Source organism: Anabaenopsis sp. NIES-4685 (genome assembly GCF_059725405.1).
In genome coordinates, this window is sequence record NZ_AP043602.1 from 2360883 (window position 1) to 2378537 (window position 17655).

The following is a 17655-nucleotide window of genomic DNA, read 5'->3' on the forward strand; positions in this document are numbered from 1 at the left end:
TTCATTGATGGAGGTTGGTAGAGCTAATTGTCAGGATCGCTGAGGCAAGACAGTTACTTGCAACTTAGTACTTAGTACTTAGTTATAAATTACGGTCTTATTGCCCCGACCAGTCCTGATGGTTTTATTGCTTCCCTGGGTGGTGATAATATCATCGCCATTTCCTGTATTGATGGTGTCATTACCAGCACCGGTGATAATAATTTGATTTCCATGTGCAGTTCTGATGGTGTTATTACCTCCACTGCTGGTAATCCGACTGTTGCCAGTTGCTGTAGTGATGCGGTCGTTGCCTGCGCCGGTGGTAATAACTTGATTTCCATTACCAGTCCTGATGGTGTTATCACCGCCACTAGTTGTAATCCGACTATGACCAATTCCTGTGGTAATGGTGTCATTACCGTTACCGGTGTTAATGGTTTGATTGCCATTGGCGGTAGTGATGCGGTTAGAACCATTGCCACTGGTTATAGTTTGATTGCCATTTCTAGTGCTAATCTGGTTATTGCCATCACCGGTTGTAATGCGGTTATTGCCGTTACCAACGCTAATGATGTTGTTTCCGCTGCCAGCGATAATCTCTGAATCTTGATCGCCTGTAGTAATAGTATTGCGACCATCACCAGCGGTAATCTTGCTGTTACCAGTTCCTACGATGATGGTATTATCACCATTACCAGCCGCAATTATCTGATTACCATTGGCGGTAGTGATGCGGTTATGACCACGACCAGTGGTGATAGTTTGATTTCCATTCCTGGTGCTGATGCTGTTATTACCATCACCGGTGGTAATGCGATTATTGCCGTTACCGGTTCTAATAGTGTTATTTCCACTGCCGGAGATAATCTCGGAATCTTGATCCCCTGTAGTAATACTATTCCGGCCATCACCGGTTGTAATCTTGCTGTTACCAGTTCCTAGGGTGATGGTATTATCACCATTACCAGCCGCAATTATCTGATTACCATTGGCGGTAATGATGCGGTTATGACCACGACCAGTGGTGATAGTTTGATTTCCATTCCTGGTGCTGATGCTGTTATTACCATCACCGGTGGTAATCTGGCTATCTCCATTCCCAGTGCTGATGCTATTGTTTCCACTGCCAGAGATAATCTCCATATCGCCGTTACCTGTGGTGATGGTGTTCCGACCGTCACCTAGGGTAATCTGATTATTGCCGTGTTTTGTGATAATTCTGTTGTTGCCATCTCCCGCCTTGATGGTATGGTTCCCATCTCCTGTGCTGATGGTGTTATCACCACCACGGGCGTCTAGTTCCAAAGCGCCGCTGAAGTTGTTGGTGAGGTTGATTCTATCGGCACCGGAACCGAGTATGATAGCCATGGTGTCCATCCCTAGGTATTGCAGGTTACTTAACCCCAAACCTACTATGTGAGTATTATTAACTGTTACCGAGTCTGTAAAGCCTAGGGTGTCAGAAGAAAAGTCAAGATTAAGGCGATCGCTTTGCCCTCTGCTACCGTCAATTGAGAAGTTAGCACCGTTAACTAGGGTAGGATTAACCAAAGTCACGACATTGTTACCAGAACCCAACATCAGGTTAATTCCTTGCATATTGTAGATCAGAGAACCGGAATCTTGGGGAGAGGGGTTTTGGAGGTCAATAACTAGATTTAGGTCATCTGTACTGTCTGAGAAGTCTTGAGTAAAGCTGTTATTACCTCCGCCACCATCGACGAAGACAGCGGCGGTAACTGTTTTATCCGCTATGAAGGAATCATTACCAGAGCCTAAATACAAGTTAATGTATTGCAGTCTCTGGTAATTTATGGGAACGGCTAAACCAGTAATGGCTGTTTGAGTAATATTTACATTCCGCCCTACCGTATCCTCTTGGTTGTTGACATTTAAGGTATTTATGCCACCACCACCGTCAATGCTGACTGGGTTAGTAACGGTAGTTCGCAGGGTGTTGTCAAGGTTGAAGGTGTCGTCATCTTCCCCTGTGGTCATAGTCAGTCTGCTAGACTGGATTCTACCTAAAAGGGTAACTATACTACCTGTGCCGGGGTCTTGATTTTGTAAATCTGTCTGTATATCAACATTCCCTGTGGCCACAAGGTGAGAATTGGCTTCTAGGGTGAAGTTATCCCCAGCACTTAAGGTAATATTTCCATTTGTGGCGGTTAAGGTAACACCAGCCTTAATTACCAAGTCATCACCAGCTTCCGCGGAGTCTCCTGCTGTTAAATTAACTGATAAGCCTGTGATGTTCTCCGTTACCGTCATGGGACTGCGGGTAGAAAATACTACGTTACCACTGGCGTTAATCGCATCTACTAGGGTGAGTGCGCCGCTGTTTTCCAGGTAGATGTTATTTATATTGTTGGTTGGGGTAATTCTCAGGCTATCCACAGCAGTTTGCAATACATTATTACTGCTACCAATATTCCCTGTGATGTTTAACCTCAGAGAGTCCCCGGTAATGTCGGTGTCTTGTGTACCACTGTAGATGTTATTGGCTGTTAAGGTTAGGTCGGAGTTAGCCTCTAGGTTGTGTACGGTCATGGTACCACCGCTAGATAGGTTAACGTCCCCGGTGTCAATATTTAAGTTTGTTACTGTTATGCCACTGTTGGCGGTAATGTTAACATCCCCGTCGTTGGCGATGATGTTGTTAAGGTTTAAGGAACTGGTGGAGTTAACTGTAATGGTTCCATTACCCACAACCTCGGCGTTTAAGTTGCTATTATTACCAGAAACACCAATATTAATATTTTTGAGTGCGGTAATATCGATGTTTTGGGAGTTAAGCCTTACCCCATTGGCTGTGGTGACGCTACCACCCACCAGGGTGGAGCCGTTGTAATAACCAGTGGAACCTAAGACTAGGTTATTAGTAACGGGGACTCCAGTTAAAACTAAATTATCACCGGTGCTAATCTCCACATGATTGGCTATGGTAAGCATTTCCTCAAAGTCTATATTAGGCAGGTCTTTTTGAGCTTTGAGGATTAATTCATCGGCTTGGACTGTAAAGGTGATGCGATTGTTTTGTAGTTCGCCGGAGGCTTTGGTTAATTTAATTGCTCCGGCCAGTTCTGACTGTAGTACAGGTTTGAGGTTTAACCCAGTCTTGGATGCTTGGGTCATGTAGATGTAAACGTCGCTGTAGTTGGGATTTTTGGCAACTTCCCTATAGTCGGGTTCGGAAACGTAGATGATTTTGTTCTCTGGGACTTGTCCTTCTAGGTTTTCGGTGACTGTATACATATACAGGCCGGAGGAGTTTTGACGTGTCCAGACTGTGAGGGTGTCTAAGATGTCGTTGACGCTGTTGTATACTTGCTCTTGACCCTGGGGCACTACGTCTAGATGGTAAACCCGTTCGTTGCTGTCTTGAATATTATTATTGTTAGCGTCATGGTAATAGGCGTACTTACCTGTTTGGGTCTCTCTTTCTTGATAGTAAACAGTGTTTAATATGGGGGCTAAACTTAGTTCTGCTTTTTCTTCTTCTGTCAAGAGTTCCAGTTGCTGGTTATTCAACCGGTAAGCGTTGCTTTGGGCTAATTCAGGTTTATCTAGGTAGTATTCTGTGTTGGTTCTGGTGTCGCGATATTTGTAATAACCGGCGTAGTCCCCTGTGGTTTGCAGGTTACCTCTGGCTTCTAGGTTGATGATTTTTTCGGTACCGGGTGTCTTTTTGGTGAAGTTGTCAAAAGATTCGGGAGAAATAATAATATTATCTGAGTCTAGGGCTAAGACTAGCTCATCTGTTTTGACGTTGGGTAAGGTTACTCCCCCTTGAGCGATCGCCGAGTCACCCTTAGATAAAGTAATTTTCTTAGCGTCCAGGATAATGGTTTTATCTATGTCTATAGATTGGGTAGCTTGGAGAATTAAGGTGTGAGCATCGAGGACTGTATTACCATTAGAGACATTAATTACTAAATCATCTTGGACACTGCGTAAGTCAATAGTTCCGGTCGCCAGGGGTACGCTGATTGCGGTTGATGTAATTAGGGAACCAAGGTTAGAAACTTGAATATTACCGTTACTAGATGTCATAGTTGGTATACTCAAGTTGCGGTTTTCCTGCTGGTTACCGGTTCCCACCTTCCCTATACCCTTAATTTTAATGTCCCCGTGGGCTGTGGCGGTGACTTCTGCTAGGTCTACCTCTAATAATCCTATGTTGCTACCTGTTGACGATGCTATGAGGTTAGCTTTGACGGCGATTAATTCTGGTTGATTGTCTTGGGAGTTTTGCGCCAGGATGTCACCACCATTGTTAGTGGTGAGGTTGATTTGACTGTAGCGAGTTAAGTTACCATTACTATCATATTCGCTATAGTTACCGGCATTAATTCTACCGATAGTCATGTCACCGTTGCTGGTGAGGGTAAAAGTGGGGGCGTAAGCAGTGTTAATTATTTCTACTAAAGTGGCAATTAATGCCCCACTGGTGGTAAGGGTGAAATCACCTTGGTTCAGGGTAATGTTTTGTAGGTTTAAACTACCACCAACATTAGTGACATTAACATCACCTACGCCACCGGCTTGAATGCTCAAGTTACTAACTTGGGTATAGAGATTAATATCATTTTGGGCGGTTGTTACCTGTAATGTATTAGCCTGTATGCGGTTAGTATTTTCTGGTAGGAAATCCTCTGAAATTAGTTTTATTGTAGTCCCAGATAAATCACCTGTTTGGTGTTGGAGGATGATATCTTTAACTGTTTCAATGGTGATTTGGTTGGCTATTTGCAGTTTTTCAACTGTGATATTCTCCACACCGCTAACGTTAATATTACCAGCGCCGGTGGTATTAATGTCAGTTAAACGCAGTAGAGCGGCTGATTTAATCTCAGTTTCCGTGTCACTAGTGGTGAGAGTAACTGCTACTTCTGAGAGAGTATCTTGGTGGTTGTCATCAAGGGTGAGGTCAATTTTACCGCCATTATTATTAATGTTAAGATTGTCAACTTGAAGACTAGCTGTAATTCCGGTTTGGGTGTTGATGTTGATAGCGTCAGCAGCGATTAAACCATGTTGAATATAATCGTAAGTTTCACCATTTAGGGTGATTTCGCCATCAATTAAGTAGTTGTTAATTGAGCCAGCAGTGGCGTTAAAAGTACCTGTTTCTATCCAAGCAGAAGGTAAGTTTATACTCCTAGTGGTGCCCGTAGTTAAACTAACTGTACCAGTGCTAGCTGTTTTGATGTCAGCGGCGATGTTTCCTGTAATATTACCCCCAGCTTCGGCGCTGATGCTGTCATTGGCGGTGATTTTACCAAAGATACCAATATCATTACCTGCATTTAACGTCACACTACCACCAACATTACCTAACGTACCAGCAGAGGCTACCCCAGCAAAGCTGATGTTATTTGTCGTGGAAAGGATAACCTTACCGGTGTCCTTAGTCGCCCGCAGTTCACTAACATCAGTAACATCAAGGTTGACAGATGTAATGGATACTTGATTAGACGCAGTGATAATAGAAGGCGCGGCGATGGTTGTCTCAGATGTTCTGTTGGCGGGTAATTCTCCCTTAATCTTGACATTTGCGTCACTAGTAATACTAATGTTGCTGTCAAGGTTAACGGTAGAGAGTTTACCAGCAATATTTACATCACCCACAGCCTCAATATTAATACCACCAGCAGCGGCTATGGAGTTGTAAAATACCCCATAATCCTTCGGAGTTTCGGGAGTAGTTCTGACTGTGAGCCAGATAATTTCTTCTGTGGTAATGGGTACATTGATGTACTTATTCTCGTATTTAATGCTGACATCCTTAACCTGGGTTTCCCAAGTCTCATACCGGGGACGACCATCATAAATGTTTTGCTCTGCGCTTACCCATTTCCAGGAAGTTTGTAAGCGGCCGTCAAAAACAGGTTTATATTTAGATTTCCAATGATATTGATAATCTTGCCAATCTTCTTTAATGCTGACTGGTTCAACATTACGCCCCCGGACAAAAGCACCGACATCATCACCAGTCCCATCATCAGGGTCGTAACCATCACTAAACTGAAATGTCCAAACAATGGTAGATTGTACTTCACTGTACTGAGTTTGCCAGTTAGCGAGGGTAGCAGCGCTGAGGTTGACATCAGGATAACTAACAAAAGCGTGTCCTGAATAGCTTTCTTTATCATGGCCATCCCCAAAAGCATCATCTAGGACACCAATATCAGCAGCTGTCAACTCCCGCCAATCCCATGTGGGTATATCTTCCTCATCATCGTAGCTCATTTCGCTACCATCATCATTATCCACCCAGTAGCCACCTAGGGGAACCCATTCACCGGGGTAATCAAAGTCAAAACCGAATTGTCCAGCTTTAGTGGTGGTGGATTTCTGTGTAAAGGTTAAAGTATCGTACTTAATGGCATCGATGTAGTTATCATTAGCAGAAACTAGGTCAGTGTATCTAGTCAGCTTATAGGGTGCTGGCTGTATTGGCTCCGTTTGGTCTCCCACACTCCAGTCAGGGTCAACACTAAAGTTGACTGTTTCCCGCAGGTCAAGATTAAAGTAACGATTACCAGTGTCTGCAACATAATCTACTGACCAGTGGGCTTCTCCATCTTCGGTGGGATTAACCCCTTGCTTCTTCTTCCGTCCCCGGACAAAAGCACCGACATCATCGCCGCTCCCCCAGACTGTTGTATAGATGATGGTTGACTCTACCTCGTCGTAGTTGGCTAACCACATACTCAGGTTAGAGGTACTCAGGTATTGATCATGGGGATACTCAACAAAGTCATTTTTATCCACATAATACTCAATGTCATGGCCATCCCCAAAGGCATCATCTAGAACAGCCATATCTTCAGGGGTGAGTAATCGCCAATTCCATGTGGGTATATCTTCTTCCTCACCATAGCTCATGCTGCTACCATCATCATTGTCCATCCAGTAACCACCCAAGGGAACCCATTCATCCCATTGGTCACTATAGGCCGCTGGATAGCCATCATTATCAAAGAAGTAGTCGGAGGTTTCTTGAGTATAACTAGCGTCGGCTTCGTTCCAGAAGTAACCGACGTATTCCCCTGTAGCTGTGACCCCTGCTCCTTGATTTATCCATTGATAGCTAGGGGTGTAAGCACTGGGGTTAGTTCCATCAAAAGTGTTGGGGTTGGTAGCATTTAGTAATTTAGACTGATTTTGAGATACTGTTCTCAGGATTGCTTCTAAATCAGCACTAATACCCACAGGTACACGTAAATAGATATCACTCCAACCGTCAATATCTATATTAATGATGGTGGTAGCAATGTTTTGGGGATTTGTCGCTACATCATAGGAATTATAAAACCCTGCTTGGGCGCTCTGTTTATAGTCGCTACCACCAATAATCTCTTTACGGTATGTTACCCCTTGGGCGGTTTCCATCTCAAAGGATTCGTTGGTTTCGCTGAGGTTCCAGTAAACATCATTGCGGGTGGGGTTACCGTTGATGTTTCTGTCTACCTTGGCGTTACTGAAACTAAAGTCAAACAGTCTGTAGTAACCTAGTGCTTCTAAAACTACATCCTGCTGGTCTGTGGTTAATTCGTTAAATCCAGCGTCGGATTTAGGTTTACCTGCTACTCCCCAGATAATCTCATCCACAAAGTAATCAACTTGGTTGACAAAATACTCTCTTTCTGTATCTGTTTCTGGGTTCCAGTAACTATCTTGATTGAGAACTACGTCCATAGTAAAGAACTCACTACCGACGCGTACCTGGTCAACGCCTACTTGCTCTGTAACTGTGGTGGTAATCCAGTTGACTACTTCTATCTCAATCTTACTTTCATCTTGAGGGGTGTTGGGGTCGTCGGTGGCTAATACCTTTTTTGTCCCAGCGTTAATAGTTTTCGTGACTGGGACTTGGGTTAATACGGGAATACCTATGAGTTTTTGATTTGTGGCTAAACTAGCGTCTGCTGCTACTGTTACCGTCCCCCCGGATAAAATATTAACGACACCTTGGGGAGCGTTAAGGGAACCAGTACCATAAACCAGGACTTGACCACCGTTTAACTGGGATTTGGTAATGTTACCCCGGATGGTGTCTAAGTTCCATACCGGGTCAATTCCGGCCTTAATATTTAGGTTATTACCAGCGGTGACTATCCCGTTAGTTCCTATACCGTTGATTTCTGCTGAGGTGACTACATTAATATTGATGTCTGCTGTAGATTCGTGGTTTCTGACAAAACCTTGAATTAACAGGGTGTCGGCGATGATTTCTATGGTGTCGTGGGAGGTGACTAGGGCGCGCTCTAGGGGTGATTTGCTGCGAGCGATTAATACTTCACCTGTACCGTGAATTTGGACTGCTGGTTCAGTGAGGGTTAAATCTCCTGTTCCACTGGTGGTAATCAGGGCGTTGTTAGGACGGATAGCGTCTTTGGGGTTGATTTCTTGGTAGTCAACTAGTTGAATGTTATTTCCCTGGATGTGAATTAAGCTGCGCGATCGCACTTGGTTATCAACAAAGATATCACCAGCATTATTTTTACTAGTAATGAATAATTTCTCAGGGTTAACATCTGAGTTAATTGGTAGTCCCCAAATAGATGAATTAATCTCAGGAGCGACCTGACCCCGGAACACAATACTAGACTCACCAGTGATGTTAATTGTCCCACCAGGTGCAGTATCCAGAATACCCCCACCAATGCGGGTAAGTTGAGACAGTTCACCGTTATATTCTACAGGAGCATCACCAAGGGGGATAAGGTTACCATTTGCGTCTACATATTCGCCTTTGTGGTTAATGAAGAAATTGGAACTGTTAACTAACCGGTTTTGGTTGTCTTTAAAGATAATGGGATTGACTATTAACCCATAACCACTGGGTGTAGTTCCTCCATCTAAAGTCAGGATGTCGTCAGCGACTAAATAACCGTCAACTAACAGGAGTCCGGCGGTGTTGATGGTAATATCAGAGTCGTTGTGGAAAGCTTGGATGGTTCCGTTAGTTTCTAGCTGGTTTTGTCCTTGAATGTTAATTGTTGTAGGGGTGGAGTCGTTTAATACAGCACTTCCCGTACTACTAAATCTAGCCGTAGCGTCGGTTTGAATCAAGCTTAAACTATTCATAGTCAAGTCTAAGTCATTGTCTCCACCGGCGATGGTGATGTTTATATCTCCTGTAGCTTGAGCGGAACCACCACGGGGGGTGAGGGTTCCCTCTGTCACTCCCATACCGCCAAAATTAACTAGTTCTGTAGCGTTGAGGTTAAGCGCTCCTTTACCCGTCCATGTCGTTTGATTACCTTCCGCTGTGAGGGAACTACCCGCTAAGATTGCGCCTACGACATTAATCGTATTACCGGTAATTTCAATGCGGCTGTTATCGCCACTAGTGAGAATCCGGGCGGCGGAGTTAATATTAATATCACCCGCAGCTTGTAAGATAATTTCACCCGGAGCGACTAAATCAATCCCCTGTTGCTGGTAGATACCGTTATTTTCTACAGTTCGACCGAGGTTAATGGCTCCCGTGGGGTTGGTTTGGATAAGTTGCAGGTTTTCCCCTGGGGTTTGAATAATTATCTGGCTATTGTACCCATTAATATTCTCCCCAGCGACTACTTTAAAGGTTCCCAAGCTGAGAATGTCGCTGTCAAGGTCGATACTACCAGGGGTGGTGAGTAAGGTTTCCACCGTATTCGCATCACCATCTACACCTAGGGAGCGGACAACACCTTGGTTGATGATGTTCTGACCTCCCATGGTTAGTTGTCCATAGCTAATAATGCGGCCTGAGGTGGGGGCGATGATGAGGTTACCGGCGATCGCCTGAAGATTAATAACCTTCATGTAATCAAGGTCACCAATGAAGCTATCAATGACGACATCATTCAAACCTTGAATATTCAAGACTTTACTATCAACGCGGCTAGTCCCAAAGGTATGAATACTAGTTTCATTCTCTACTACTTCTTCACCCGCACTTAAATTAATCTCATTCCCTGCAGTGAGACTTCCATGGAGTTCTAAAGTCTTACTAGCAGTGACATTAATATTATTGTTCTCACCCCCAGCGACCACATCACCTTTAACCACGCCATAGACACCAATATTTAGGTTAATGTCACCGTCTACAGTTTCCAGTAACCCAGTCCAATCTAAATCAACATCAACACCATCGGGGGATGTTCCACTGTTGAGGTGAATAGCTTCATATGCTAAGACCTTACCCGCAATATAAAGCTTACTATTGGGTCTCTCCGGTGAACCGATAGTAACTTGAGAACCCACTTCCCCAGCTTGAATATTATAAGGGAGTATGGAGGTGATATCTGCGGTTAGTGGGGTAAAGCCTAGCAAGTCTGCGTTAATCGTCCCTTGATTTATTAGCTCAAATTCATAGGAACTGGTTAAGACTAACCGCCCTTCCCGAATTTTCACCAACATATCATACTGGTCAAAGTCTGTGTAAGTACTATCTACTGCTGGTGTATCTTGATTTTGAGTACTAACAACAGTCCAGGTAGCACTTACCAGCGCCGTGTTTAAATCTGCGACTAAATCCGCTACTTCCTCGTTATTCTCAGTCTCTGACTTTGGTAGAATTACATTGGCTGCAATGACAAAACCCACCTTATCTATTTGTAGCTTGAGGGTGACATCTTGGCTAATTACCCCCGTTGCTAACTCATAGAATCCAGTAGCAGCAATTTCATGACTATGAGCAGGGGCTAAAATATCAACTCTACCCGCAGCATTGAGGTTGATATTACTGTCTGGTTTCCAAGTAGATATTTGGGTAGAACCATAAACCACCATCCCCCGACCACTATAATTAGTGCTACCGTCCTCCGGGTCTGGTTCCACAGGGTCAACCCCACCAATTAAATCTATCTGTTTACCAGCTTGGAGAGTTTGACCGATTCTAATTTGGTGGTCTGCGGTCACTTTTAGGGTAGATTCCCCATTGAAGTGAGTTACATAACGCCCCATGTAAGAACCAGTAGCGTCTCTAACTGTAGTTACCTCACCCCCTGGGACTAATAACCCCTGGATATCAGCATCTTGAGTCGCGTTGATTTCTATGTGACTATCGGGGGTATGGGTAACTAGTTCACTCGCAGCTTGAATAAAGGTTCCCGTACCAGAGGGGTGAGCGCCTCCGTTGATTTCTATTAAATCATGGGCGAATAGGTAAGCACCGGTTTGGATAGGTTCCCCTGCTTTGTTGACGGTGTTACCACCGACAAAAGCTTGACCGAGGGAGTTAATCTTAATTGCGCCATAGTTACCAGACCAGTCTATGGTTTGACTTTCCAGGTTACCATTATCATCAAAGGTTTGGAACAGTTTACCACCAGCTACCAAGGTTCCCATAACCTCCATGTTCCCTTGATTGTTAATGGTAATCACTCCCCCACTGCTATCAGAGCTCAACCCATAAGCTGCAGCACCACCAGCGGGGGTGATTAATAATCCTAAGCCATTGTCATCACTTCCACCTATCCCCCCATTCATGGTTACAGACTTGGAAGCTAATAAACCTGTATCTAGGAAAAGTTGCTCACCAGATGTAACAACCACAGTGGAGTCATTACCCGCAAAGGTGACACCATTAGCGCCAATTTCTCCTCCTGCAACTACTGCGCCGAGAATATCTACATCTTTAGCGCCTGTAATGGTAATCGCACTACCTGCTTTTGTAGTTCTAACCCTAGAAGTCCCATGAACGTAAACACTAGAACCCCTGCTGTTAGATCTGTCTGTGGTCAAAATATTGATTTGACTTTCGGAGGTGAGGAAACCTTCTACATAAACCCAACCGGTGGTAGCAATATTTAAATTAGAGTTTTCGCCGCTGACGTTGATGTTACCTCTGAGGATGACATCATCACTAAACCCTAGGTTAAGGGTGGCGTTGTCAGCCAGACTGGTAATAGTACCAGTGAGGAAGAGTGAGAATGGGTCGGGTTGTAAGTCTTTGAGGTACAAGTCATCTGGTAAACCTACTTCCAGGTAATCATCATAATTAGATAGGCGCGAAGTCTGGGAGATTAGTTTAATATCTCTTTGGGTAGTGACTGAACCAGGAATAAATATCCCGTGACTAGATTCTAAGGTGAGCGTTCCTGCAGTCACCTCATTTACCCGCATATCACCGGTTAAGACTCTAATATCAGCGTTTCCGATGACATTAGCTCGCTCCAAATACAAGTCATCAGAGACTTCCCGCAAATAGGCGTTACTATTACTAGCGACGATTAATTTACCCTCCGTGAGGGAATTGGTGTTAATTTCCAGGAAGTTATCAGCTGTAGCGATGTTACCCAGAGCATCTAAGGTAATATTCCTACCTACCACATCGGGAGTATTTTCCTGGGTGTCGATGATTGATTGGGTAGTGCGTAAACCCACATCAAAGTTACTTTCAATCTTACCCACCCGGAAGTTACGGTAAAGAGAGTTAAGATAAATCGCTCCTTGTTCTTCCCCTGTGGATTTAACGTTAATTACTCCGTCGTTAAGGACATCTACATCTAAGTAATTGGTATGTTCCCCAATAAAGCTGGTGTCGGACTCTATGTTAATGGCGGAACTGCTGATATTGAGTGCGTCTTTGTTGTTGTCAATAATGAAGCCTTTAACATCTAAGTCTACCGTTCCCCCGGCTGTGATGGTATTCAGGAGTACGTCAGTATTAGTGACTTCTATTTTAATATTAGAACTACCGTTGACCTTATTGATTGTTAATGCTTCTTCCCCTAAGTAACGGATGTAAGCATCACCTGTGGATTCGGCGCTCAGTTGTCTTACTTCCCCTGTCATGTTGATGCGGAAGGGGATATCAGGAGTGTGGGAAGCTATGACACCACCGGAAATTAACAGGATGTTGTTACCAGAGGTGGTAATGGCGGGGGTGTCTGTGGTGTGGTTATCAATGAGATTACCTGTAGACTGTAGTCTGACGTTCCCACCTGCGGTAATTTTGTCAACCGTCAAATTACTTCCGTCTTGGAGGGCGATCGCACCCCCAGCATCTATATTAGTTAATTCATCGGTGAGGACATCAACATCATTAATCACCTGTAAAGTCAAGGTTTTAATTACAGACTTGTCTAAAACCAGTTGACCTGTTTCTAGGGTGACATTACCCACAGCGTCTGTTCCATGGGAAGCGGTTAATCTCTCCCACTGGGTGGGGTCAAGGTAAAGTTGGCGAGTTAAGTCTAAACTAGCAGGCTCTCCCAAATACTTATATAATCCATATTCCGCCGCATCATACTGGACTAAAACTATATCCCCCTGATTCACATTGCGGTTATCCACAATTAACCGACTCACACCGGTGACAATATCTGGGTTAACTAGTTGCCATGCAGCAGTATCTGTAAAATCAGATTGAGCCAAATTAACGTTACTTGCTCCATCCCCCAAATACCTGTAAGTGCCGTAAGTCACCCCAATAATATCGCTAACAGTGGCACTAGAAAGTAACTTCTTCTCCTCAGTACTCAGGTCTGTATAACCGTTTTCCAGGTTAATTACAACCTTGTCCCCAACCTTACCCAAATTACCACCAGTGGTGACAGTGAGGTGACGAGCAACTATATTATACTCCTCTGCTTTTTCTGGGGGAGTATTTACCCCTGTGGGTTTACTCAGGGGATAAAGGAAGCTGTAAAGAGGAACTGACAAAGGATACCTTAAAGAATCCTCCGCGAATGCAGCTAAAGCTTTATCACTTAGCTCTCTACTTGCTAGAGCGGAAATTTCCCCTAAATTATCCAGAATTGACCCATCAGTCGCATCTAAATAAATATCTCCCTCGGTCTCCATTCCCAGTAGATGTAAATCCCCTGTGGTTTGACGGAGGTAAACATCACCTTTGGCGCTTCCTCCTACTCCACCGGAATCGTTGGTACTGACATTTACCCACTGTTGTGCATTCCCAATACCGCCCTTGCTGGTGTTGAGGATAATGTCATCACCGGTGATGAGAGCATTATTGTTAGACATACTAATACCATCGGCGGCGCGGATGCCAATGTCACCCCCGGCGGTAATGTTATTAACTATCAGGTAACTGCTCTTATTGTCTGGGGAAACTATCAGTAAATTAATATCTTGTTGGGCGATCGCATTGAGAGGTTGTAAACCGCCTTGAATTGCTACTTCAATATTACCGGACTCTGCTTTTAAAGAAAGAGAATCTAAATTCCCTACTTCGCTACTTTCCTTAGTATTGGCGTAAATTACACTAGAACCCACGCTCTGAATATAAGCGCCACTAAGTTGCAAATTACTGCTGGGGGATTCAATATCACCATAAAGCTCTAACCCACCCACGCTGTTAATGCTGATACTCGCTTCACTGCTGCTAGGTCCTGGAGGAACTGAATATCAATCGGGTAATCAGCTTTGAGAGCGTGAGTATAGTAATCCTTTAACCCCTGAATAACAGTTAATTGAAAGTGGTAAGTTTTCTTTTGTAAAAAACCACCCCCACTAGTCCAGGTTTTTTCCTTAGTGGAAACGTTACGGAAATCACTATCATAACGGTTTAGGGGAGGGTCATTATAATCCTTAGCATTGCTGGTGTTACCAGTATCTTCCCACTTACTACTATCACTAAAGTCCTGGAGGGACAGTTCTAAGTCCGCATTTTCTCCTATGTAGCGATAAATCTTCTTATTGTTAATATCCCTGACTAAGGAAACATTCTGGATTAAATCAACACTATTATCTTCAGTCTGCTCATACTCAACCCGGTAAACTACTTCTACTGTTTCCCCAAGTAACTCGCTGAGAATAGCGCCCCATTGAGCTAATTGATTATCTGTAACTAACGCTTCCGACTCTAGTAAGGGTTTCTCATCTGTAAATTCTACTTCCCGCCATTCGTAGGAATCATCCTCTACCAGTTCATCTACCTCTAAATCCCAGCTAAAGTCGAAATCTAAGCCAAAAGCTTTAAACAACTTACCCAGGTTTAAGGACAGGTCTAAAACCTTTTTCTCATATTTAAAGACATAAACCGCCGTTTTCTCCTGTCCTTCGGTCCGACATATAGAACCTGTCTCGGACGGGTTGATATTTAATCTCATCATTAACACCATTAGTCGCCTGGTTAACTAAGCTGTAGTCTATGGCGTTACTAACTGTATTGTGAACCCCTTGATAATTAGCGGTTTGGATACCCTCAGCGTCTAAGGTATATTCTGTCTTCTTCAGGGTTTCTGTGTCAATAATCGTAATTTTGCCCTTACGGTTAGTGGTGGTGTCGATGTTGTTGAGAATGAGCTTGTAAGGACTGGCGTTATTAATGTCTAGATTAGTGTAACCATTTGCTACCCTTAATTGTCCGTTACCAGTGCTGAAGATTTGCCCGGCGATGGTAATTTGTCCACCTTTGGGGATAATATCATCTAAAATAATCGCCTGTTGGTTGGGGTCAAAGTAACCATCCACAGGTACTTTATCTTCACCGAAGCTAATCCCCGCGATAGTTTGACCGTTATCATCGGTAAAATTAGTAATGTTATTACCGGGGTTGAAGTTGGGAGCAACATCTAACTCAATAGTCGTTACCCCACTCTGGATAATCCCGTTAATATTCAAATATCGAGCGGTAATACTAATTAAACCCTGAGCCAGGATGCGGGAACGATTCTCATTAATGGCTGACCTTAAATCTTGTCCCTCAATGTCCCCCGCATCAGTGTAAATCTTAGATCCGGGTTCCCCCCATTCATCAAAAACTACCGCTCTGGTAATGTCCAGATTTAAATATTGTCGCGGGTCGCGGTTGGTGTGGAACCAACCATCTGTATTTAAGTTAAAATTCCGCGCAGCATTAATTGTGATTGTAGCGGCTCTGAGTTCCCCAGAAACGTGGATGCTACCTTCTCTGTTGTCAATATATAAGTCACCAGCTTCGTTGATGACATCCCCTAGTAAGTATATATCCTGGTCAGCGGCGGGGATGGTGATTCCCACCAAGCCGTATTGACTGTTAGGGAAGGCATCTTGGACTATGGAGATATTTTTAGGACTGGTGTCGTTTACCTTAGTCAATGGACTGTTGTTAAAGTAAACGTTACCAGGACCTAAAACTGTATACTCACCATCAATGATTTTAATGCGTTTGTTGTCCCTGATGATGGCATCATTGACGTTAAGGGTGAAGGGAGACTGGTTAGTTACCCTAATTTCCGCCCCAGATCTAGCAATTAATTTCTTGCTGTTAATTAAGGCCTGATATTTACTATCACTCCCGTCCGCTTCGATAAAGATGGAACCAGGAGCAGCGTAGATATTGGGAAGGTTGACAAACAGTAAATCTAGTTGCTCCCTCACAAAGCCAGTTTCTGGGTCGATTAAACCAGAATCGGCGATCGCCTGGTCAATAGCAGCTAACTGTACCTCATACCTAGCGATAGCTTCTGGGTCTGTCGCATGGCTTCCCATCCAGTCTAATACTTGGTTTCTCTGTTCTATCAACAGGTTCCCTAAACTAGCATAGGTTAAAGTCACGTCATCCACTTCCGTGGGCTTCACCACATAGAATTTATTCTGGAGACTGTTCTTAAACTTAACAGTGGCATCGCTATCATAAACGGTTTTATCGGTTAAATCTGGACTAGCTCCCACATATTCCCACCGCTGGGTATCTGTATAATTCTCCTTCTCCAACATCACAGAGTCAGGCCCAACATTAGTTATGGGTTTATATCTGTAATAATGTCCCAGTCTTCCCCCCGCATTAGCTCCCCTAATAACTCTAACCAAGGTTCCTGTATATATAGATAAACTTAGGGAATCTAGGTTTAACGCTTTATACTCATACTTAGTTTCCGCATCCAAGCCCAGATCAGCTTTTTCTGCATTTGTCAACTGATTGTTAGGTATCCCTTGTCTGTTAACAGTTTCACTCAACCGCGTTGGACTGAGTTGCTGTACACCCCCCACTGTTACGGGCTTGATTTGTACGGTGGTTTTATTATTAATCCCAGCTTCTATTAAGACATCATTACCGATATTTACCTGGTTAGTGCTGTCTACATCCGCACCGTCGGGAACATCAAAGCCAAAGGGGACCAAGGAAATACTAACTACACTACCATCAGTCCGGGCGCGCTGTCCTCCGCCAATGCCTTCGTTAGCTACCAGGGTCACATCTTCTAAAGCTCTAATAATCGTCTTCCCGGAAATATCAATCTGATTAACTTCGTTAATTTTCGCTTCTACATCGGGGATGCTGAAACTCGGACCAAAAGAAATAGTGGTAACTTGTCCATTAGCGGAACTTCCCAATAAATTAGGAACTGCAAAACTGTCTCTACCAGTAAACAGATAAACGTCGCTACCTTTAAGCACAGCATCTTTAACTGTAATCTGTTGGGTGCTGTCTACGTCAGCTTTGGCGTTAGCAGCTGCAACCCCGCTAAAAGCAGAAGCGGAGAAAATATCTGTACTGACAAAGGTATCACTATTAGACCTGGCGGTTAAGTACATATCCCCAGATTTATTTTCTAGGGTAGCAGTATCTATGTTAATTCCTGTCTTAGTTTGGGCGTTGATTTCCGATAAACCCACGGCGACGCTAAAGCCGCTTAATGTATCAACTTCTACTTTGTCAATGGCGCTGACATCAGTTAAAGTTTCAATTCTGAATACCCCGCGATTGGCGTTAGTTCCTTT

The 17655-nt window shown here is 43.9% G+C and carries 3 protein-coding genes; all 3 read right to left on the reverse strand.

Annotated features, from left to right (window positions below; translation table 11 throughout):
• Positions 1-78 precede the first annotated feature (78 nt).
• The 3 genes from AC6IZ0_RS10230 to AC6IZ0_RS10240 are packed head-to-tail and all read right to left on the reverse strand — an operon-like array spanning position 79 to position 17550.
• Complete coding sequence (locus tag AC6IZ0_RS10230; protein ID WP_497722822.1) at positions 79-14301, reverse strand: beta strand repeat-containing protein; 14223 nt, start codon at positions 14299-14301, stop codon at positions 79-81.
• Positions 14289-15062 carry a hypothetical protein gene (locus tag AC6IZ0_RS10235; RefSeq protein ID WP_497722824.1) on the reverse strand — a complete coding sequence of 258 codons (774 nt, stop codon included), beginning with the start codon at positions 15060-15062 and terminating at the stop codon, positions 14289-14291. The genes AC6IZ0_RS10230 and AC6IZ0_RS10235 overlap by 13 nt, the downstream gene beginning before the upstream one ends.
• Positions 14977-17550, reverse strand: coding sequence for a hypothetical protein (locus AC6IZ0_RS10240; protein ID WP_497722825.1), 2574 nt, complete (start codon positions 17548-17550; stop codon positions 14977-14979). Before AC6IZ0_RS10240 ends, AC6IZ0_RS10235 begins: the two co-directional genes overlap by 86 nt.
• Positions 17551-17655 lie beyond the last annotated feature (105 nt).

Bases quoted from the DNA above. Each gene is read 5' to 3' on its own strand.
- AC6IZ0_RS10235 (WP_497722824.1), bottom strand. From the start codon at position 15,062: ATGATGAGATTAAATATCAACCCGTCCGAGACAGGTTCTATATGTCGG.